The sequence below is a fragment of the Microbacterium natoriense genome (assembly GCF_030816295.1).
Classification (GTDB): Bacteria; Actinomycetota; Actinomycetes; order Actinomycetales; family Microbacteriaceae; genus Microbacterium; species Microbacterium natoriense_A.
In genome coordinates, this window is the sequence record NZ_JAUSXV010000001.1 from 2,044,565 (window position 1) to 2,064,543 (window position 19,979).

18 protein-coding genes are annotated in these 19,979 nt (G+C 68.0%); 15 read left to right on the forward strand and 3 right to left on the reverse strand.

Going from position 1 to position 19,979, the window contains the following annotated elements; genetic code table 11:
- Nucleotides 1-49: 49 nt before the first annotated feature.
- The 6 genes from gcvP to QFZ53_RS09420 all read left to right on the forward strand — a co-directional run bounded on the left by gcvP (nt 50) and on the right by QFZ53_RS09420 (nt 9,018).
- Nucleotides 50-2,872 carry an aminomethyl-transferring glycine dehydrogenase gene (gene gcvP / locus QFZ53_RS09395; RefSeq protein WP_373426324.1) on the forward strand — a complete coding sequence of 941 codons (2,823 nt, stop codon included), beginning with the start codon at nt 50-52 and terminating at the stop codon, nt 2,870-2,872.
- A gap of 232 nt (nt 2,873-3,104) precedes the next feature.
- On the forward strand, nt 3,105-4,751 hold the full coding sequence (locus tag QFZ53_RS09400; RefSeq protein WP_292907178.1) for a peptide ABC transporter substrate-binding protein: 1,647 nt from the start codon (nt 3,105-3,107) through the stop codon (nt 4,749-4,751).
- Nucleotides 4,752-4,830: 79 nt separating this feature from the next.
- Entirely contained in the window at nt 4,831-5,760 is a 930-nt protein-coding gene (locus QFZ53_RS09405) for an ABC transporter permease (RefSeq protein ID WP_292907180.1), read from the forward strand.
- Nucleotides 5,750-6,703 (forward strand): ABC transporter permease, encoded by a 954-nt coding sequence (locus tag QFZ53_RS09410; protein WP_292907182.1) that lies wholly within the window; start codon nt 5,750-5,752, stop codon nt 6,701-6,703. The genes QFZ53_RS09405 and QFZ53_RS09410 overlap by 11 nt, the downstream gene beginning before the upstream one ends.
- Complete coding sequence (locus QFZ53_RS09415; RefSeq protein WP_307295647.1) at nt 6,700-8,457, forward strand: ABC transporter ATP-binding protein; 1,758 nt, start codon at nt 6,700-6,702, stop codon at nt 8,455-8,457. Before QFZ53_RS09410 ends, QFZ53_RS09415 begins: the two co-directional genes overlap by 4 nt.
- On the forward strand, nt 8,458-9,018 hold the full coding sequence (locus QFZ53_RS09420; RefSeq protein WP_307295648.1) for a PH domain-containing protein: 561 nt from the start codon (nt 8,458-8,460) through the stop codon (nt 9,016-9,018).
- A gap of 4 nt (nt 9,019-9,022) precedes the next feature.
- Here QFZ53_RS09420 and QFZ53_RS09425 read toward each other — a convergent pair whose 3' ends face one another.
- Nucleotides 9,023-9,826 (reverse strand): CPBP family intramembrane glutamic endopeptidase, encoded by an 804-nt coding sequence (locus QFZ53_RS09425; RefSeq protein WP_307295649.1) that lies wholly within the window; start codon nt 9,824-9,826, stop codon nt 9,023-9,025.
- Between the two features lie 102 nt (nt 9,827-9,928).
- Between QFZ53_RS09425 and typA the strand changes: the two genes are divergently transcribed.
- Nucleotides 9,929-11,842, forward strand: coding sequence for a translational GTPase TypA (gene typA / locus QFZ53_RS09430; RefSeq protein WP_292907190.1), 1,914 nt, complete (start codon nt 9,929-9,931; stop codon nt 11,840-11,842).
- A 214-nt stretch (nt 11,843-12,056) separates the two neighbouring features.
- Nucleotides 12,057-12,947, forward strand: coding sequence for a phospholipase (locus QFZ53_RS09435; RefSeq protein ID WP_307295650.1), 891 nt, complete (start codon nt 12,057-12,059; stop codon nt 12,945-12,947).
- Between the two features lie 42 nt (nt 12,948-12,989).
- Here QFZ53_RS09435 and QFZ53_RS09440 read toward each other — a convergent pair whose 3' ends face one another.
- The gene (locus QFZ53_RS09440; RefSeq protein WP_307295651.1) at nt 12,990-13,538 is read right to left on the reverse strand and encodes a helix-turn-helix domain-containing protein; all 549 of its coding nucleotides are present in this window, start codon (nt 13,536-13,538) and stop codon (nt 12,990-12,992) included.
- A 92-nt stretch (nt 13,539-13,630) separates the two neighbouring features.
- Here QFZ53_RS09440 and QFZ53_RS09445 point away from each other — a divergent pair, with 92 nt between their 5' ends.
- From QFZ53_RS09445 to QFZ53_RS09475, 7 genes are all read left to right on the forward strand, one after another.
- Nucleotides 13,631-14,320, forward strand: coding sequence for an AzlC family ABC transporter permease (locus QFZ53_RS09445; protein ID WP_307295652.1), 690 nt, complete (start codon nt 13,631-13,633; stop codon nt 14,318-14,320).
- A complete protein-coding gene (locus QFZ53_RS09450) occupies nt 14,317-14,631 on the forward strand; it encodes an AzlD domain-containing protein (RefSeq protein WP_307295653.1) in 315 nt (104 codons plus the stop codon). The genes QFZ53_RS09445 and QFZ53_RS09450 overlap by 4 nt, the downstream gene beginning before the upstream one ends.
- A 35-nt stretch (nt 14,632-14,666) precedes the next feature.
- Nucleotides 14,667-15,071 carry a histidinol dehydrogenase gene (locus tag QFZ53_RS09455; protein ID WP_292907200.1) on the forward strand — a complete coding sequence of 135 codons (405 nt, stop codon included), beginning with the start codon at nt 14,667-14,669 and terminating at the stop codon, nt 15,069-15,071.
- A gap of 9 nt (nt 15,072-15,080) precedes the next feature.
- Complete coding sequence (fdxA, locus tag QFZ53_RS09460) at nt 15,081-15,401, forward strand: ferredoxin (protein ID WP_292907202.1); 321 nt, start codon at nt 15,081-15,083, stop codon at nt 15,399-15,401.
- Nucleotides 15,402-15,404: 3 nt separating this feature from the next.
- Nucleotides 15,405-16,517 (forward strand): succinyldiaminopimelate transaminase, encoded by a 1,113-nt coding sequence (gene dapC, locus QFZ53_RS09465; RefSeq protein ID WP_307295655.1) that lies wholly within the window; start codon nt 15,405-15,407, stop codon nt 16,515-16,517.
- A gap of 153 nt (nt 16,518-16,670) precedes the next feature.
- Nucleotides 16,671-17,966: a citrate synthase gene (locus QFZ53_RS09470; protein WP_307295656.1), complete on the forward strand. Its 1,296-nt coding sequence runs from the start codon at nt 16,671-16,673 to the stop codon at nt 17,964-17,966.
- 12 nt (nt 17,967-17,978) lie between these two features.
- Nucleotides 17,979-18,452, forward strand: coding sequence for an SRPBCC family protein (locus QFZ53_RS09475; RefSeq protein WP_307295658.1), 474 nt, complete (start codon nt 17,979-17,981; stop codon nt 18,450-18,452).
- A gap of 116 nt (nt 18,453-18,568) precedes the next feature.
- On the opposite strand, the gene QFZ53_RS09480 is transcribed toward QFZ53_RS09475, so the two are convergent.
- Complete coding sequence (locus QFZ53_RS09480; protein ID WP_307295661.1) at nt 18,569-19,966, reverse strand: DEAD/DEAH box helicase; 1,398 nt, start codon at nt 19,964-19,966, stop codon at nt 18,569-18,571.
- Between the last annotated feature and the right edge of the window lie 13 nt (nt 19,967-19,979).

Sequence of the window (19,979 nt, forward strand, 5' to 3'; positions counted from 1 at the left end):
CTCTTTCGCCGATCGTCACATCGGAACACCGGCATCCGCTCAGCGCATCATGCTCGAGGCGCTCGGCGTCGCCGACGCCGAGGAGCCCGTCGAGGCGCTGATGCGCCAGGCGGTGCCGTCCGCCATCTACACGGATGCTCGCGAAGACAGCGTCATCCCCCGGGCCGCCAGCGAGACCGAGGCCCTCGCCGAGCTGCGCGCGCTGGCGTCGCGCAACACGGTGAACCGGCCGATGATCGGCCTCGGCTACTACGGCACGATCACGCCGAGCGTGATCCAGCGCAACGTGCTCGAGAACCCGTCCTGGTACACGGCCTACACGCCCTATCAGCCGGAGATCTCGCAGGGCCGCCTCGAGGCGCTCATCAACTTCCAGACGATGGTGGCCGATCTCACCGGGCTCACCACGGCCAACGCGTCGATGCTCGACGAGTCGACCGCGGTCGCCGAGGGGATGCTGCTCGCACGACGTGCCTCGAAGTCGGCCTCGAACGTGTTCGCCGTCGACGCCGACGCCCTGCCGCAGACCAAGGTGCTGCTGGAGACCCGGGCCGATGCCGTGGGCATCGAGCTCGTCACCGTCGACTTCGCCGGAGGCCAGGAGCTGCCCGCCGAGCTGTTCGGGGTCTTCGTCCAGTACCCTGGCGCCTCCGGCCGGGTCTGGGACCCCTCTGCCGTGATCGACGCGGCTCATCTCGCCGGCGGCCTCGCAGTCGTGGCGGCTGATCTGCTCGCTCTGACCCTCATCGCCTCGCCCGGATCCCTCGGAGCCGACGTCGCCGTGGGCACCACCCAGCGCTTCGGAGTCCCGATGGGCTTCGGCGGACCGCACGCCGGCTACATGGCGGTGCGCGCGGGTCTCGAGCGTCAGCTGCCCGGGCGTCTGGTCGGCGTGTCCGTGGATGCCGACGGCAAGCCCGCCTACCGGCTGTCGCTGCAGACCCGCGAGCAGCACATCCGCCGTGAGAAGGCCACCTCGAACATCTGCACCGCCCAGGTGCTGCTCGCCGTGATGGCGTCGATGTACGCCGTCTACCACGGGCCAGACGGACTGCGGGCGATCGCCGCCGAGACTGCGGCGAAGGCCGCGCTGCTGCGCGACTGGCTGGCCGACGCGGGTGTCGAGGTGCTGCACGACGCCTTCTTCGACACGCTGCAGGTGCGGATCCCCGGCCGCGCCGCGGAGTTCGCCTCGCAGGCGCACGACGGCTACGGAATCCTGTTGCACGTGGCGGATGCCGACACCATCGGCCTCTCCGTCGATGAGACGACGACGGTCGGCGAGCTCCACCAGGTCGCGATGGTGTTCGGCGGCAAGAAGGAACGCGCGTTCGGCTTCTTCGGCACCGGCTCCGCGGGCGCTCTGCCTGAGGCTCTTCACCGGCAGGACGAGTACCTCACGCACCCGGTGTTCCACGCGCATCGCAGCGAGACGGCGATGATGCGGTACCTGAAGAGCCTCGCCGACCGCGACTACGCGCTCGATCGAGGCATGATCCCGCTCGGGTCCTGCACGATGAAGCTCAACGCCGCGACCGAGATGGCGGCCATCACGTGGCCCGAGTTCGCCGGCATCCACCCGTTCGCCCCTGCTTCGGACGTCGCCGGGTACCTCGATCTGATCACCCAGCTCGAGGGCTGGCTGGCCGAGGTCACGGGTTACGACGCCGTCTCGCTGCAGCCGAACGCCGGATCGCAGGGCGAGCTCGCCGGGCTCCTCGCGATCCGCGGATACCACCTGGCGAACGGTGACGACCAGCGCACCGTGTGCCTGATCCCGTCGTCGGCGCACGGGACGAACGCGGCATCCGCCGTGCTCGCCGGCATGAAGGTCGTCGTCGTCGCCTGCGATGAACTCGGCAACGTCGATCTCGGCGATCTGCGCGCGAAGATCGCCGCCCACGCCGACGCGCTCTCTGCGCTGATGATCACGTACCCGTCGACGCACGGCGTGTACGAGCAGGACGTCGTGGAGATCACGACGGCCGTGCACGAAGCCGGTGGCCAGGTGTACGTGGACGGCGCGAACCTCAACGCACTGCTCGGATACGCGCGCTTCGGCGACCTCGGCGGCGACGTCTCGCATCTCAACCTGCACAAGACCTTCGCGATCCCGCACGGCGGCGGCGGTCCTGGCATCGGTCCCGTCGCGGCGAAGGCCCACCTGGCGCCCTTCCTGCCGTCGCACCCGATGGCGCAGCGCGCCGAGCACGCCGGAGGCTACACGTTCGACGGCGGTCCCGTGTCGGGTGCCCCGTACGGCTCAGCCGGCGTCCTGCCGATCTCCTGGGCCTACGTGCGCATGATGGGCGCAGACGGTCTCCGTCGTGCCACGGCCGCAGCCGTCCTCTCGGCGAACTACATCGCCGCTCGTCTCGGCGAGCACTACCCGGTGCTGTACACCGGGGAGAACGATCGGGTCGCGCACGAGTGCATCCTCGACCTGCGCCCGCTCAAGGAGGCAACCGGCATCTCCGTCGACGACGTCGCGAAGAGGCTCATCGACTACGGCTTCCACGCCCCGACCATGTCGTTCCCGGTCGCTGGCACCCTCATGGTCGAGCCGACCGAGTCCGAGGACCTCGGCGAGATCGAGCGCTTCATCGAGGCCATGATCATGATCAAGGCCGAGGCGGATGCCACAGCCGCCGGTCGCTGGCCGGCCGACGACAATCCGCTCGTGCACGCACCGCACACCGCGGTGTCGCTGATCACGGGGGAGTGGACGCACGCCTACACCCGGGAAGAGGCGGCGTATCCGGTGCACGCTCTCGTGGCGGGGAAGTACTGGCCGCCGGTGCGTCGCATCGACCAGGCCTACGGCGACCGCAACCTGGTCTGCGCCTGCCCGCCGGTCGAGGCGTTCGCCTGATCTCCTGACGAGCGCATCATCCACGGCGCCGCGCGCATCCCGACGGATGTGCGCGGCGCCGTCGCCGTTTCCCCGCGTGACGCCGTGTGTCCGCCGTGTGTCGAGTTGATCGCAACTCAGTAACGGTTGATTCACGGAGTGCGGCGTTCGCGGAAGGTCGGGTTACTCTCGAATATCCCTGCGCGACCGATGACGCTCGCGCAGTACCCGCATTGTCCACAGGAGGACGCACGTGAAACGCAACAGGATCGCCCTCGCGGGCACCGCCCTGCTCGCCGCAGGTGTCATGGCACTTGCCGGCTGCTCGGCCGGCAACGGCGACGCCGGCAACGGCGGCGAAGAGACCGGCGCATCGACCGGCATCGTCACCGTTCAGAGCAACGAGCCCCAGAACCCCCTTCTGCCCGCAGTCACCAACGAGGTCGGCGGCGGCCTGGTGCTGCAGAACATCTTCGCCGGCCTGGTCTACTACGAAGCGGACGGCAAGGTCGTCAACGACCTCGCCGAGTCGATCGAGTCCGAGGACAACCAGACCTGGACCATCAAGATCAAGAAGGACCAGGAGTTCAGCGACGGCACTCCCGTGACCGCCGAGTCCTTCGTGAAGGCGTGGCAGTACGCCGCCTCCGACCCGGCGTTCGAGAACCAGTGGTGGTTCGCCAACTTCGCCGGCTACAACGACGGCGGCGACGACCCGGACAACCCCGTCGTGGTCGAGGACTCGCTGTCGCTCGAGGCGGTCGACGACACCACGTTCACGGTCGAGCTCGCGGCTCCGCAGTCCGACTTCCCCACCTCGCTCGGCTACCAGGTGTTCTCGCCGCTGCCCGAGTCGTTCTTCGACGACCCGGAGACCTTCGGCCAGAACCCGGTCGGAAACGGCCCGTACAAGCTCGAGAAGTGGGAGCACGACGCCGTCATCTCCCTCGTCCCGAACGACAAGTACGACGGTCCGCGCAAGGCTCAGAACGGCGGCGTCGACCTCGTCGTCTACGGCACCGCTGACGCGGCTTACGCCGACTTGCTCTCCGACAACCTCGACGTGATCAACCCGGGCGTTCCGCCGTCCGCACTGGCCACGTACAAGGACGACCTGGGCGACCGTGCCGTCGACCAGCCCGCCGCGATCTGGGAAGGTCTGACCATCCCCGCGCGTCTGGCTCACTTCGGCAACGACGAAGAGGGCAACCTGCGTCGTCAGGCGATCTCCTACGCGATCGACCGCGACCAGATCACCGACGTGATCTTCGAGGGCACCCGCACCCCGGCCGTCGACTACACCTCCCCGGTCATCGCGGGCTGGAACGACGAGATCAAGGGCTCCGAGGTCACTCACGCCGACGCCGACAAGGCGAAGGAGCTGTGGGCTCAGGCCGACGCCATCTCCCCGTGGAGCGGCACGTTCACCATCGCGTACAACGCCGACGGCGGACACCAGCCGTGGGTCGACGCGGTCTCGAACCAGATCAAGAACACGCTGGGCATCGACGCCGCCGGTCAGTCCTTCCCGGACCTCGCCACGCTGCGCGCCGAGATCAAGAACCGCACGCTGAACGCCGCAACGCGTTCGGGCTGGCAGTTCGACTACCCGGGTGCCTACAACATCCTGGGTGCGCTGTTCATCACGGGCGCCGGCTCCAACGACGGCGACTACTCGAACCCGAAGTACGACGAGCTCGTGCAGAAGGGCGCGACGGCTCCGACGGTCGAAGAGGGCAACGCGCTCTTCGAGCAGGCGCAGGAGGTCCTCTTCGCGGACCTGCCCGTCCTGCCGCTGTGGTACCGCTCCACCAACGCCGGCTACTCGACCGCGGTCGAGGACGTCGCGTACGGCTGGGACAGCTGGCCGATCATCTACCAGATCACCAAGGCCGAGTAAGACTCAGGTCCTGATCTGACCCCGCCGTGCGGGGCGACGCGAAAGTGTCGCCCCGCACGGCGCAGTTCGGTTACCAGCAATGACTGCCTACATCATCCGTCGCCTGCTCCAGGCGATCCCCGTCTTCCTCGGTGCGACCTTCCTGATCTTCTCGATGGTCTTCCTGCTTCCCGGCGACCCGATTCTGGCCCTGTTCGGCGACAAGACGCCGACCGACGCCCAGTACGCCGCTCTGCAGGCGAAGTTCCACCTGGACCAGCCGTTCTTCACGCGCTACCTCATCTACCTCGGCGACCTGTTCCAGGGCAATCTCGGCACGACCTTCCGTGGCCAGAGCGTCAACGAGATCCTCGTCGCCAAGTTCCCGACCACACTCCGACTCGCACTGCTGGCGATCATCATCCAGCTCGTGTTCGGCGTCCTCGTCGGGCTCATCGCAGGTCTGCGCAAGAACAGCGTCTTCGACTACGCGTCGATGCTCCTGAGCCTCGTGCTCATCTCCATGCCCGTCTTCGTGCTCGCCTTCATCGCGCAGTACTTCCTCGCTCTCGAGCTGGGACTGTTCCGCGCCACCGTCGGCAGAGGCGCTCCATGGGCCGATCTGATGCTTCCCGCCATAGTCCTGGCGGCGCTGAACTTCGCCTACGTGGTCCGCCTCACGCGCGGCTCCGTGATCGAGACCCGTCAGCAGGACTTCGTGCGCATGGCGTACGGCAAGGGTCTTCCGACGTCACGGGTCATCCCCGTGCACGTGCTGCGCAACTCGATGATCCCCGTGACCACGAACCTGGCCGCCGACTTCGGCATCCTGATCGTCGGCGCGACGGTCACCGAGGGCGTCTTCAACGTCCCCGGCATCGGAAACGAACTGTTCAAGGCCATCAACCAGCACGACGGACCGGAGATCGTCTCGATCGTCACCGTGCTCGTCGTCATCTACGTCATGGTCAACCTGGTCATCGACCTGCTCTACGGCGTGCTCGACCCGAGGATCCGCTATGTCCGATAAGACTCCCATCCGCCGCATGGCGCACTATGTGGCCGAGGTCGACGAGGGCGGTCTCGGCGCCGTCGACGCCGTTCGCGTCGCCGAGCGCAAGAGCAACCTGTGGCTCGACGCCTGGCGCGACCTCCGTGGCCGCTGGATGTTCTGGACCGCCGGCGTGTTCGTCGTGTTCCTCATCATCGTGGCGCTCTTCCCGAGCCTGTTCGCGCCGATCGACCCGTTCGCCTGCGATCTGAATCACTCGAACGACGGGCCTGCGCCCGGTCATCCGTTCGGATACAACTTCCAGGGATGCGACGTGTACTCGCGCGTCGTGCACGGCACCAGCACCTCGCTGTCGGTCGGCATCATCGTGACGATCATCATCGCGGTCATGGGCATCGTGATCGGCGCCTTCGCCGGCTTCTTCGGAGGCTGGATCGATTCGCTGCTCATGCGCATCGGCGACATGTTCTTCGCGATCCCCTACGTGCTCGCAGCCGTGGTCATCATGTCGGTGTTCCTGAACGACAGGAACATCCTCGTGGTGTCGCTCGCCATCGGCTTCTTCGGCTGGCCCGCGACCGCCCGCATCCTGCGAGCGGAGATCCTGCGAGTGCGCTCGTCGGACTACGTGATGGCATCCGAAGCGCTCGGCGTCTCCCGTGTGCGCACCATGTTCACGCACGTGATGCCGAACTCGATCGCTCCCGTGATCGTGCTCTCGACCGTCGGACTCGCCGCGGCGATCACCGCCGAGGCGACCCTGTCGTTCCTCGGCGTCGGCCTGCCGCCGGAGTTCATCTCGTGGGGCAACGACATCGCGCAAGCTCAGAACCGCCTGCGCACCGACCCGATGCCACTGATCTGGCCGTCCATCGCGCTCTCCCTCACCGTCCTGTCGTTCATCATGCTCGGCGAGACGGTGCGCGACGCGCTCGACCCGAAGGCGAGGGCGCTGCGATGAGCATTCCCGAGACGCAAGAAGACCTCGGCCGCGGGGGCACCAATCCCGGTGTCCCGCTGCTGTCGGTGGAGAACCTCGAAGTCGCGTTCCGGACGCAGGACGGGTTCGTCCCCGCAGTCCGCGGCATCAGCTTCGACATCTACCCGGGCGAGACCATGGCGATCGTGGGCGAGTCGGGCTCCGGCAAGTCGACGACCGCGCACGCGATCATCAACCTGCTTCCCGGCAGCGGTCAGATCACCGGTGGGGCGGTGAGATTCGAGGGGCGCGACCTCACGAAGCTCACCCGCCCGCAGATCGAGGACGTTCGAGGAAAGCTCATCGGCCTGGTTCCCCAGGACCCGATGAACAGCCTCAACCCCGTGCACCGGATCGGCTTCCAGGTCGAGGAGACCATCCTCGCCAACGGGCAGGCCCACGGGCGCAGGGAGGCGCGTCAGCGCGCCATCCAGGCGCTGCAGGAGGCGGGTCTCGCGGATGCCGACAAGCGCCTGCGCCAGTTCCCGCACGAGTTCTCCGGCGGCATGCGCCAGCGCGTGCTCATCGGCATCGGACTCTCGTCCAATCCCAAGCTGCTGATCGCGGACGAGCCCACCAGTGCGCTCGATGTCACGGTGCAGAAGAAGATCCTCGACCATCTCGAGATGCTGACCACCGAGCGGAACACCGCCGTGCTGTTCATCACCCACGACCTCGGCCTCGCCGCGGAGCGGGCGGAGAACCTCGTGGTTATGCACCGCGGACGCATCGTGGAGTCGGGCCCCGCCCTCGAGATCCTGCAGAATCCGCAGCATCCGTACACGCAGCGCCTCGTCTCCGCGGCGCCCAGCCTCGCCTCGAAGCGAATCCAGGCTGCGGCGACCGGTGGAGCCGATCCGCTGGCGGAGGCGCTCGCGGAGGCGACCGGCACGGTCGACCTCGCGAGCATCGCGCATCTCGAGACGACCGAAGACGCTTCTCCGGTCATCGAGTTCCGCGACGTCACCAAGGTGTACAAGCTGCGAGGCAGCGGGTTCCGTTCGACGGACTTCACGGCGGTCGACAAGATGTCGTTCCAGGTGCCCAAGGGGTCCACGATGGCCATCGTGGGCGAATCGGGCTCCGGCAAGTCGACGGCGGCCAAGATGCTGCTCCGGCTCGAGAAGAAGACGTCCGGAAAGATCCTCGTGAACGGTCAGGACACCGACGAGCTGTCGCGTCCGCAGCTGCAGGCACTGCGCCGGCAGATGCAGCCGGTCTTCCAGGATCCCTACGGTTCGCTGGACCCTCTGCACAACATCGGCAACACCGTCGCAGAGCCTCTGCGCGTGCACGGCGTGGGCGATTCGGCCTCGCGACGCGCTCGCGTGTTCGAGGTGCTCGATCAGGTGGCGCTGCCGGCGAGCGTGGCGGATCGCTATCCGAACGAGCTCTCCGGCGGTCAGCGTCAGCGCGTCGCGATCGCGCGGGCGCTGGCTCTCAAGCCCGAGATCGTCGTCCTCGACGAGGCCGTGTCCGCTCTCGACGTGCTCGTGCAGGCGCAGGTGCTGAACCTGCTCGCGGATCTGCAGTCCGAGCTCGGACTCACGTATCTGTTCATCACCCACGACCTCGCTGTCGTGCGAGTGATCGCAGACCGCGTGTGCGTCATGGAGAAGGGGCGCGTCGTCGAGCAGGGCACGGTCGATGACATCTTCGCGAACCCGCAGGAGGAGTACACCGAGCGTCTGCTTCAGGCCATCCCGGGTGCCTCGATCGCACTGGGCGGCCACTGAGTGAACCACGACGGTCGACCGGAGGGCGTGCGGATCTTCCGTGCGCCCTCCGGGCTGTTCGCCATCGGGATCGCGATCCTGCTGGCGCTGTTCCTGTTGGGCGACGCGGTCGTCCGCGCCGGATGGGGACGGATGCTCCTTCTGGCGCCCTGGATTCTGCTGGCCTTCTGGATCGTGTACGAGAACGCCTACGTCTCGCGGGTGCAGATCGACGACGACGGGGTGACGGTGCAGAATCTGCTGCGGCGCACATCGTTCGGATGGAAGAGGGTCCGTTCGATCGAACTGCGCTGGCAGCTGGTCTTCGTCCTCGACGACGGCCGGAAGCTCTCCTGCTACGGAGGGCCAGCGAAGGCCGGTCCTGTGCGCCGCCCCGGGCGCGACGGCGACTCGCGAGAGCCTGCCGGCATCCGCGCGCTGTCCGAGATCGAAGATCGCTGGGAGGCTGCTCCAGACACGGCGGATGCTCCGATCATCCGTTCGTGGGATCTGCCTGCGCTCCTGGCCCTCGGAGCCATCGTGATCTGGGCGATCGCTGCGATCCTGATCGCGAACGCCTGATCCCTCAGCCGGGGAGCCCGAACAGCGCGGGCCAGGTGGCCGCCGCCCACGGATAGCCGACGAAGACGGTCGCGTCGATCAGGAAGTGTGCGACGAGGAACGGCAGCAGCCGCCCCGAGCGCTGGAACAGCCAGCCGAACAGCAGCCCCATGGCGAAGTTGCCGATGAAGGCGCCCGGCCCCTGGTACAGGTGATAAGTGGCGCGCAGCGCAGACGTCGAGAGGATGATCGTCCACGGCCCCCATCGGAGCTCGCGCAGCCGTGCGAAGAGGTACCCGAGAACCACGAACTCCTCCTGGATCGCGGCTCTGGCGGCCGAGAGCAGCAGGACGGGGATCGTCCACCAGTGCGCGCCGAGGCCCGCCGGGTCGACGGCGACGAAGAGCCCCAGCGCTCGTCCGGCGAGGTAGAGCCCGAGCCCTGGCACGCCGATCGCGATCACCAGCAGGACGCCGCGACCGGCATCCTTCCCGACCGCGCTCCCATCGAGGCCGAGGCGGCCGAGGTGCGGGCGCGAGGTCTGCCAGAGCAGGAAGCACACGAGCAGGACCGGTACCAGGGAGAAGCCGATCGAGAGCACCTGGTAGATCAGGTCGAAGAGCTCGCGGTCGCTGCGCGAGGGGTTGAGCGTCGCCGTCTGATCGGCCAGGGGAGTGGTGTCGGTGAGCCGGTACGCGAGCTGCACGATCGCGTAGACCGCCGACTGGCCGAGGCCCAGCGCGAGCACGATCGAGATCTCCCACCGGATGCGTGCGCGTGAGGAACCGCCTGCGAACGCCAGGCGCGCGGGAGGGGGAGTGGAGGTCACAACCCCGATCGTACGACGGGTGCTCAGGAACCGGCTGTGCGCATAGGGTATCCTGGAACGTCGGATTCCCGGCTTTTCCCACCACCTTCTTAGGACTCCTGCATGGCGCACGCCCTCCGTTCAGACCTCCGCAACGTCGCAATCGTCGCTCACGTCGACCACGGCAAGACCACCCTCGTCGACGCGATGCTCCGTCAGACCGGCTCATTCGGCTCTCACGAGCACATGGAAGAACGCGCCATGGACTCCAACGATCTGGAGCGTGAGAAGGGCATCACGATCCTCGCCAAGAACACGGCGATCACCTACAAGGGCAAGCACGCCGCCGGCAGGGACATCACGATCAACGTGATCGACACGCCCGGTCACGCCGATTTCGGCGGTGAGGTCGAGCGCGGCCTGTCCATGGTCGACGGCGTCGTGCTGCTCGTCGACGCCTCGGAGGGCCCTCTGCCGCAGACCCGCTTCGTGCTGCGCAAGGCGCTCGAGGCCAAGCTGCCCGTCATCCTCCTCGTGAACAAGACCGATCGTCCCGATGCTCGCATCGCCGAGGTCGAGGAGGAGGCGCACGATCTGCTGCTCGGACTCGCCTCCGACCTCGTCGACGACGTGCCCGACCTCGATGTCGACGCACTGCTCGACGTGCCGGTCGTCTACGCATCGGGTCGCGCAGGCGCCGCGTCGCGCAACCGCCCGGCCGACGGATCGCTGCCCGACAACGACGACCTCGAGCCGCTGTTCGAAGCGATCCTCGAGCACGTCCCGGCCCCGTCGTACGACGACGAGGCCCCGCTGCAGGCCTGGGTCACGAACCTCGACTCCAGCCCGTTCCTCGGCCGCCTCGCCCTGCTGCGCGTCTTCAACGGCACCCTCAAGAAGGGTCAGACGGTCGCCTGGGTCCGCGCCGACGGCAGCACCAGCAACGCGCGCATCACCGAGCTGCTGAAGACCCGAGCGCTCGAGCGCTACCCCGCCGAGGAGGCGGGCCCCGGTGACATCGTCGCCATCGCCGGCTTCGAGAACATCACGATCGGCGAGACCATCGCCGACCCGGAGGACGTGCGTCCGCTGCCGGCGATCACCGTCGACGACCCCGCCATCTCGATGACGATCGGCACCAACACCTCGCCCCTCATGGGCAAGGTCAAGGGGCACAAGCTCACGGCCCGCATGGTCAAGGACCGCCTCGATCGCGAACTCATCGGAAACGTCTCGCTCAAGGTCGTCGACATCGGACGCCCGGACGCGTGGGAGGTCCAGGGACGCGGCGAGCTCGCGCTGGCCATCCTCGTCGAGAACATGCGCCGCGAAGGCTTCGAGCTCACGGTCGGCAAGCCCCAGGTGGTCACGAAGAAGATCGACGGCAAGACCTACGAGCCCTTCGAGCACCTCACGATCGACACGCCGGAGGAGCACCTCGGCGCGATCACGCAGCTGCTCGCGAACCGCAAGGGCCGCATGGAGAACATGACCAACCACGGCACCGGCTGGGTGCGCATGGAGTTCATCGTCCCCTCCCGCGGACTCATCGGCTTCCGCAGCGAGTTCCTCACCACGACGCGCGGCACCGGCATCGCGAACGCGATCTCGCACGGCTACGAGCCCTGGGCCGGCCAGATCACGACCCGTCAGAACGGCTCCATCGTGGCCGACCGCATGGGCGTCGTGACGCCCTTCGCGATGATCGCACTGCAGGAGCGCATGTCGTTCTTCGTGCAGCCCACGCAGGAGGTCTACGAGGGTATGGTCATCGGCGAGAACTCGCGCGCGGATGACATGGACGTGAACATCACCAAGGAGAAGAAGCTCACCAACATGCGTGCGGCGAGCTCCGACACCTTCGAGTCGATGACGCCGCCGCGCGTGCTCACGCTCGAGGAGAGCCTCGAGTTCGCCCGCGACGACGAATGCGTCGAGGTGACGCCGGAGGTCGTGCGGATCCGCAAGGTGATCCTCGACCAGACGGTCCGCGGACGCGAGGCCTCGCGTCTCAAGCGCCAGGACGCCAAGGCCTGACAGCACGCTGGGAGGTTGCCCGGCAGCACCTCCACGAAAAGGGCCCTGCGCCGCCGAAACGGCGGCGCAGGGCCCTTTTCTCATGAATCACCCAGGTGACGCGGATTTTTCGTTCAGGTGACTGCTTCAGACTCGATGACTTGTGCCCGGGACGACCTCCCGATGAGTCTCCTGCGAGGGCGCGAACGACGACCCGAAAGTCGAACCCTTCATCATGCTTCAGAACACCCGTGCGCTTCGGCGCGCCGCCGCAGCGGCATCCGCCCGTTCCACCGTGACCGCCCGTCGCCCGATCCTGATGTTCGCGGCCGCTGGCGCGGCCCTGCTCGGAATCACCGTGACCGTCGGCTTCGCCTCGGCTCCGGCCGTCGGCGCCGAGAACATGATCTCAGCGGTCACCGAGCTCGCCGGCCCGGAGCCGCTGGCGAAGGTGGCGGATGAGGCGTCCACGAGTCTGATCGCGGCGCATGCGGCCGTCGACGCGGCGATCCAGCTGAACGCGGACGTCGTGCTCTCGGGCCTCGATCTCGGCGAGTCCGTCACCTCGATCGAAACCGGCGAGCTGCACCACGACATCAACGCCCTGGACGAGCGTGCGGTGATGCCCGGGATGCTGCTGACCGTGCTGACGGCCGACACCGAGAAGACGACGGCCGCTGTCGTCGCCGAGACCGCGACCCTGCAGGCCGCGCTCACGGCGGCTCAGGAGAAGAAGGCCGCGGATGACGCCGCGAAGGCCGCAGCGGAGCAGGCTGCCGCACAGGCCGCGGCGGCCGCGGCCGCACTGGCCGCGGTGAACACCCCCGACGGTGCTCGTGCTGCCGCTCGGGACATGGCCGCGAGCCGGTACGGCTGGGGAGACGACCAGTTCCAGTGCCTCAACTCGCTGTGGAACAAGGAGTCCAGCTGGAACTACCAGGCCTACAACCCCTCCGGTGCAACCGGCATCCCGCAGGCGCTTCCCGGAAGCAAGATGGCTTCGGCGGGCGGAGACTGGGCCACGAACGCCGCGACGCAGATCGCGTGGGGGCTGGGATACATCTCCTCGGTGTACGGCACGCCGTGCAGCGCCTGGGGGCACTCGCAGGCGACGAACTGGTACTGACCGGAATCCGTACTGCCGGCTCCCGTTCTCCGGTGCCGGGTATCAGCGCAGCTCTGAGATGAGCACGGCGCTGGTGCCCGGCATCGTCGCATCGAAGACGTGCGGCGCATCGCCGGGGTAGGTCAGGTAGTCGCCGGGGCTCAGCAGCACCGGTGCGTCTGAAGGGCCGACATGCGCCTGGCCGGCACTGAGGATGACGTGCTCGATCGTGCCGGGGTGATGCGGATCGGATCGGCGGGCGTCGCCCGGCTCCGCCTGGATCAGGTAGATGTCGCGGCGTGCACCGGGCGGGCTGGCCGAAAGCAGAGTCGCGCTGTACGCGGCGGCGGATGACGGCACACCCGCGCGGTCGTCGGCGCGGATGAGCGTCGGCGCATTCGTCTGCTGGTCCACGAGCACGGCGAACGGCACGCCGAGCCCCACCCCGAGAGCCCACAGCGTCTCGACGCTCGGTCCCACCTGCCCGCTCTCGAGCTGCGAGACCGTCGCCTTCGACACGCCTGCTCTGCGAGCCAGCTCTGAGACCGACAGGGCGGCCGCCTCCCGTTCACGGCGGAGGGTGCGGGCGATGCGAGTACGAAGATCCTCCATGTGTTCATCATGCCAAACGATCGTTCACTTGACTATCCGTTGTCGCCCGTTCAGAATCATGGTCATGTGTTCACTGAATCGAACGGCGACTCGTGACGGCTGAACGGGAGGTGTGGCGTGAGGCTCTCGGCGTCGTTATCGCGACGAGCGCCTACGGCATCTCCTTCGGCGCCCTCGCCGTCGCCGCCGGCCTCGACGTGTGGCAGGCGTGCGTGCTGAGCCTGTTGATGTTCACGGGAGGGTCGCAGTTCGCCTTCGTCGGCGTCTTCGCGGCTGGAGGGCTTGCGGCTCTTCCCTCGGCGATCGCATCCGCGGCGCTGCTGGGAGTGCGCAACGTCGCATACGGCATGCGGATGTCGCCGATCGTCGGCGGGGGAGCGCTGCGTCGGGCGACCGCAGCGCACTTCACGATCGACGAGTCGACCGCGGTCGCCATCTCGCAGAGCGATCCCCGACTCCGGCAGGTGGGCTTCTGGGTGACGGGCGTCGGGATCTTCCTCGGATGGAACGTCACGACACTGATCGGCGCTCTGGTGGGCGACGTGCTGGGCGACCCGAAGATGTGGGGGCTGGATGCCGCGGCCGCGGCCGCGTTCCTCGCGCTGCTGTGGCCGCGTCTGAAGCAGCGGCAGGCGATCGCCGTCGGAGTGGCGGCCGCAGTGGTGGCGGCCTCTCTCACGCCTTTCATCATGCCGGGTCTTCCGGTGCTGATCGCGGCTCTCGTCGCGATCATCGTCGGCTGGTTCAACTGGCTGGGCGGCCGGGAAGGAGCGACCGCATGACGCTCTGGGGCGCCATCGTGCTCGCGGCGACGATCTGTCTCGCGATGAAGGCCGCGGGCTACCTCGTCCCGGCACGGATCCTCGAGGAACCGCGCCCCGCTCGCATCTCCGATCTGCTCACGGTCGCGCTGCTCGCGGCCCTCGTAGCCGTGCAGACACTGGGTGCGGGGCAGGCGGTGATGGTCGATGCGCGCGTGCCCGCCGTCCTCGTCGCGGCCGGACTCCTGTGGGCGCGTCAGTCGTTCCTCGTCGTGGTGTTCGCCGCGGCTGCGGTCGCGGCCCTGCTGCGGCTCGCAGGCCTCGCCGCCTGAGGCATCCGCATAGCCCACCCGCATAGGATCGTGGGGTGAAGTGGGTATCGAGAGTGCTGTCCTGGCTGGCCGCGGCTGTCGTCGGCGGGATCTTCGGGGTGGCCGGAACGATCGCGCACAGTCTCATGTGGGGACCGATCCCGATCGGGATCGTCGTCGGCACGATCGCCTGCGGCGCGATCCTCATCGCGATCCGATCGCTCACGCACGACCGCGCAGCGACGGTCGCTGCGGGGGCCGGAATGGTCGGGATGCTGCTCATCATCTCGGGAGTCGGCCCCGGCGGATCCGTTGTCGTCGAGAACACGGCCATGGGCCAGATCTGGATCTACCTCGTGGCCGGTCTCGTGATCCTCACCGTCACCTGGCCGTCGATCCGGAGGTTGCCGGTGCGCACCGAAGCCGTCGCAGAGACATCCGCCACCGACTCGCGCGCGTAGACTGAAACCGTGACGTATGTGATCGCGCTTCCGTGTGTCGATGTGAAGGATCGTGCCTGCATCGACGAGTGCCCCGTGGACTGCATCTATGAGGGTGAACGTTCGTTGTACATCCATCCGGATGAGTGCGTGGACTGCGGGGCGTGCGAGCCGGTGTGTCCGGTCGAGGCGATCTACTACGAGGATGATCTGCCCGAGGAATGGGCGGACTACTACAAGGCGAATGTGGAGTTCTTCGACGAGATCGGCTCGCCAGGCGGTGCGGCCAAGACCGGCGTCATCGCCTTCGACCACCCGATCATCGCCGCCCTCCCGCCCCAGGGCGAGTGAGCTGTGAGCGTCCGCGACCTCGCAGACTATCCGTGGGACGCGGTCGCCCCCTACCGTGAACAGGCGGCGCAGCATCCGCAGGGTCTCGTCGATCTCTCCATCGGATCGCCTGTCGACCCGACACCCGAGGTCGTGCGCAGAGCGCTGGCCGAGGCGACAGACGCGCACGCGTACCCGCAGACCGTCGGCACGCCTGCGCTGCGGGAGGCGATCGTCGACTGGTATGCGCGTCGACGCGGCGTTCCTGATCTCGCCGTCGCGAACGTCCTGCCCACGATCGGATCCAAGGAGCTCGTCGCGCTGCTGCCGACGCTCCTCGGGCTCGGCGAAGGCGACATCGTGGTGCACCCGCGTATCGCCTATCCGACCTATGAGGTCGGAGCCCGCGTCGCCGGAGCCGCACCTGTGGCGATCGACGACCCTGCCGAATGGCCCGAAGGCGCAAAGCTCATCTGGATCAACAGCCCCGGCAATCCGGACGGCCGCACCTGGACGGTCGACGAGCTGCGTGCGGCTGTCGAGCGCGCCCGCGAACTGGGCGCCGTCCTGGCGAGCGACGAATGCTATGCCGAGCTGGGCTGGGACGGCCCGTGGGCGACCGAGCCGGTGCCCTCGGTGCTCGATCCTCGTGTGACGGGCGGAAGCCGCGCGAATCTCTTGAGCGTGTACTCGCTCAGCAAGCAGTCGAACCTCGCCGGCTACCGCGCGGCTTTCATCGCCGGGTGCGCGAAGATCGTGGGCGAACTGCTGACGGCGCGCAAGCACCTTGGGCTCATGCCACCGGCGCCTGTGCAGCACGCGATGGCGGCGGCGCTCGGCGACGAGGAGCACGTGCGGGTGCAGAAGGAGCTGTATCGCGGTCGCCGCGACGTGCTGCGCCCGGCTCTGGAGGCCGCAGGCTTCCGGATCGACGGCTCCGAGGCCGGGCTCTACTTGTGGGCGACAGAGGGCCGCGACGCCTGGGAGAGTATGGATCGGCTCGCCGGGCTCGGCATCCTGGCCGGCCCCGGTCCCTTCTACGGCACGCATTCCGATGAGCACGTGCGTCTCACGCTGACAGCGCCGAGCGAGCGCATCGCGGAGGCGGCTCGACGCCTTTCCGCGGCGAATCTATAGATTCCCCCACTGCATCCGCACTTCTTTTGGCGATTGTCACAGTTGGCCGACGCGCCTACTAGGCTGTAAAGGCGATTCGGTCGTGACCCGACCTGGCGCTCTGCGCCGTGACATCGCCACTTCGGCTTGATCAACACTCTTGAGGAGGCCCGCGTGAGCGCAGGGGCAGAGCAGCAGGCTTCGGCGAAGCTGACGATCGGCGACACCGTCGCAGAGTTCCCGGTCGTGCGGGGCACCGCCGGACACGACAGCATCGACTTCTCGACCTTGACGCGTCAGACCGGCTACACAGGTCTCGACTACGGCTTCGTGAACACCGCCTCGACCAAATCGGCCGTCACTTTCATCGACGGCGACCAGGGCTTCCTCCGCTATCGGGGTTATCCGATCGAGCAACTCGCAGGCAGCACCAGCTATCTCGAGGTCGCCTGGCTGCTCATCTACGGAGAGCTGCCGACCGCATCCGAGCTCGCGGAGTTCGACGACAAGATCCGCCGGCACACGCTCCTGCACGAAGACCTCAAGCACTTCTTCTCCGCCCTGCCGCACACGGCGCACCCGATGTCGGTGCTGTCGTCGGCGGTTGCGGCGCTGTCGACCTACTACGAGGGCCAGACCGACCCGAACAACCCCGAGCACGTCGAGCTGAACATGATCCGCATGCTCGCCAAGCTCCCCGTCATCGCGGCATACGCCCACAAGAAAGCGCTCGGGCAGGCGTTCCTCTATCCCGACAACTCGCTGAGCTTCGTCGACAACTTCCTCAAGCTGAACTTCGGCGTCCACTCCGAGCCCTACGAGATCAACCCCGTGATGTCGAAGGCGCTCGAACTGCTGCTGATCCTGCACGAGGATCACGAGCAGAACGCTTCCACCTCGACCGTGCGCCTGGTCGGCTCGACCGGAGCCAATCAGTTCGCGTCGATCTCGGCCGGCATCCAGGCGCTCTCCGGCCCCCTCCACGGCGGTGCGAACGAGGCCGTCCTCACCATGCTCGGCCAGATCCGCGACTCCGGCCAGAGCGTCTCGCGCTTCGTCGAGCGGGTGAAGAACAAGGAAGAGGGTGTGAAGCTGATGGGCTTCGGGCACCGGGTGTACAAGAACTACGACCCCCGCGCCAAGCTCGTCAAGGCCGCGGCCGACGAGGTGCTGACCTCGCTGGGCGTCTCGGATCCGCTGCTCGACCTGGCCAAAGAGCTCGAGGAGCTCGCACTGGCCGACGACTACTTCCGCGAGCGTCGCCTGTACCCGAACGTCGATTTCTACACCGGCGTGATCTACAAGGCGATGGGCTTCCCCACTCGCATGTTCACCGTTCTGTTCGCGATCGGCCGCCTGCCCGGCTGGCTGGCTCAGTGGCGCGAGCTCAACCTCGACGCGCAGACCAAGATCGGCCGCCCGCAGCAGCTGTATGTGGGATCCCCCGAACGCCAGTTCCCCACGCGCTGAGTCGCGGCGGTCATGCCCGTCGTGAGCGCTGAGGCCATCGTTCCGGTGGATCCGGTCACGGCCTTCGCCGTGTCGCAGACCACAGGTGTGGTGAGACGGCGGTGGGATCGCTTCATCAGCGCGCAGCACTTCCTCGACGGTGCGGACGACGCGGCGAAAGGCGTGCGCACCTTCACGCGACAGCGGTTGGGCTTCGCCATGGTCAGCCGGTACGTCTCGTACGCGCCGCCGACGAACGTCGGGATGGTGATGGAGAGCGGGCCCTGGTTCTTCGAGAAGCTCGGCGGCGGATGGCGTTTCACAGAAGTGCCCGAGGGGACCCTGGCGGTCTGGAAGTACAACTTCTCGTGCCGGCCGGCCTGGCTCGCGCCGATCGCCGAGTGGATCGGCGTGCGGATGCTCGGCTTCGAGATCAGACGGCGGCTCGCAGGCTTCGTGCGCGGCTGCTCCGATCCGGTCGTCCTCGCCGCCATCCGCGAGCGCTGAACTCCTGGCACAGGAACGCCGACGCCCCACCTGCTCGTCCGCGCCCCACCGTGCTGACGTCTGTCAGATGGGGCGCCGACGGGCCGGATATGGGGCGTCGGCGAAAGAAGAACGGGTCAGCGACCCTGGTAGCCGCGGCCGCCGCCCTGACGGGCCTGTCCGCCCTGGCGAGCCTGTCCGCCCTGGCGCGAGGCGCCGCCGGGCTGGCCCTGGCCGCCGCCCTGGCCCGAGCGGGGCCGACGACGACGAGCGGGAGGCGTGGAGGCGCCGCTGCGCTCGCCACCGGCCGGGCGCTGCTTGGCCTGGCGCTGCGGCTGCGCCTGCACGGGCGCGGGGCGCACGTGCGCGGCGCGCTCGGGGACGAGCTCGGTGACCGCGGCCGCGGTGACGTCCTCGAGCGGCGCGGTGATCGCGGCCTTGCGCAGCAGGTCCTTCACGTCGCGACGCTGCTCGGGCAGCACGACGGTGACGACGGTTCCCGCAGCTCCCGCGCGGGCGGTGCGACCCGAGCGGTGCAGGTACGCCTTGTGCTCCATAGGCGGGTCGACGTGGACGACGAGGTCGACGTTGTCGACGTGCACGCCGCGAGCGGCGACATCGGTCGCGACGAGAACGCGGACTCCGCCGTCTTCAGGAGCGGAGGAGAAGGCGCCGAGGTTGCGCTCGCGGGCGTTCTGCGACAGGTTTCCGTGCAGATCGACGGCGGGGATGCCGGCCGCGGTGAGCTGCTTGGCGAGCTTCTTCGCCTGGTGCTTCGTGCGGGTGAAGAGGATGCGGCGACCGGTGCCGGAGGCGAGATCGCGCACGAGCGTGGTCTTGTTGTCCGTCGAGTCGACGACGAGCACCCGGTGCGTCATCTCGCCGACGGGCACGCTCTCTTCGTCGACCTCGTGGCTGACCGCGTTCGACAGGAAGCGGCGGGCGAGCGTGTCGATGCCGCGGTCGAGCGTCGCGCTGAAGAGCAGTCGCTGACCACCGGCGGGAGTCGCCGTGAGGATGCGGGTGACGCCGGGGAGGAAGCCGAGGTCGGCCATGTGGTCGGCCTCGTCGAGCACGGTGACCTCGACGGCGTCGAGCTGCACGACCTTCTGCTTCATCAGGTCTTCCAGGCGGCCAGGGCACGCGACGACGATGTCGACGCCGTTGCGCATCGCCTGCTCCTGCGGACGCTGGCTGACGCCGCCGAAGACGGTCGTGACGCGCAGGCCCTTGGCCTCTGCGAGCGGGGCGATGGTCGCGGCGATCTGCGTCGCGAGCTCGCGGGTCGGAGCGAGCACGAGGCCGCGCGGGTGACCCGGGCGGCTCTTGCGCCCCGACGCGGCGAGGCGCGAGACGAGGGGAAGCGCGAACGCGATCGTCTTGCCGCTGCCGGTCCGGCCGCGGCCCAGCAGGTCGCGCCCCGCGAGGGAATCGGGAAGCGTGTCGCGCTGAATCGCGAACGCCTCGGTCTTGCCGTCCTTGGAGAGGACGGCGGCGAGGTCGGCGGGCACGCCGAGATCGAGGAAAGAGGTCATGAAGTATCTCCGA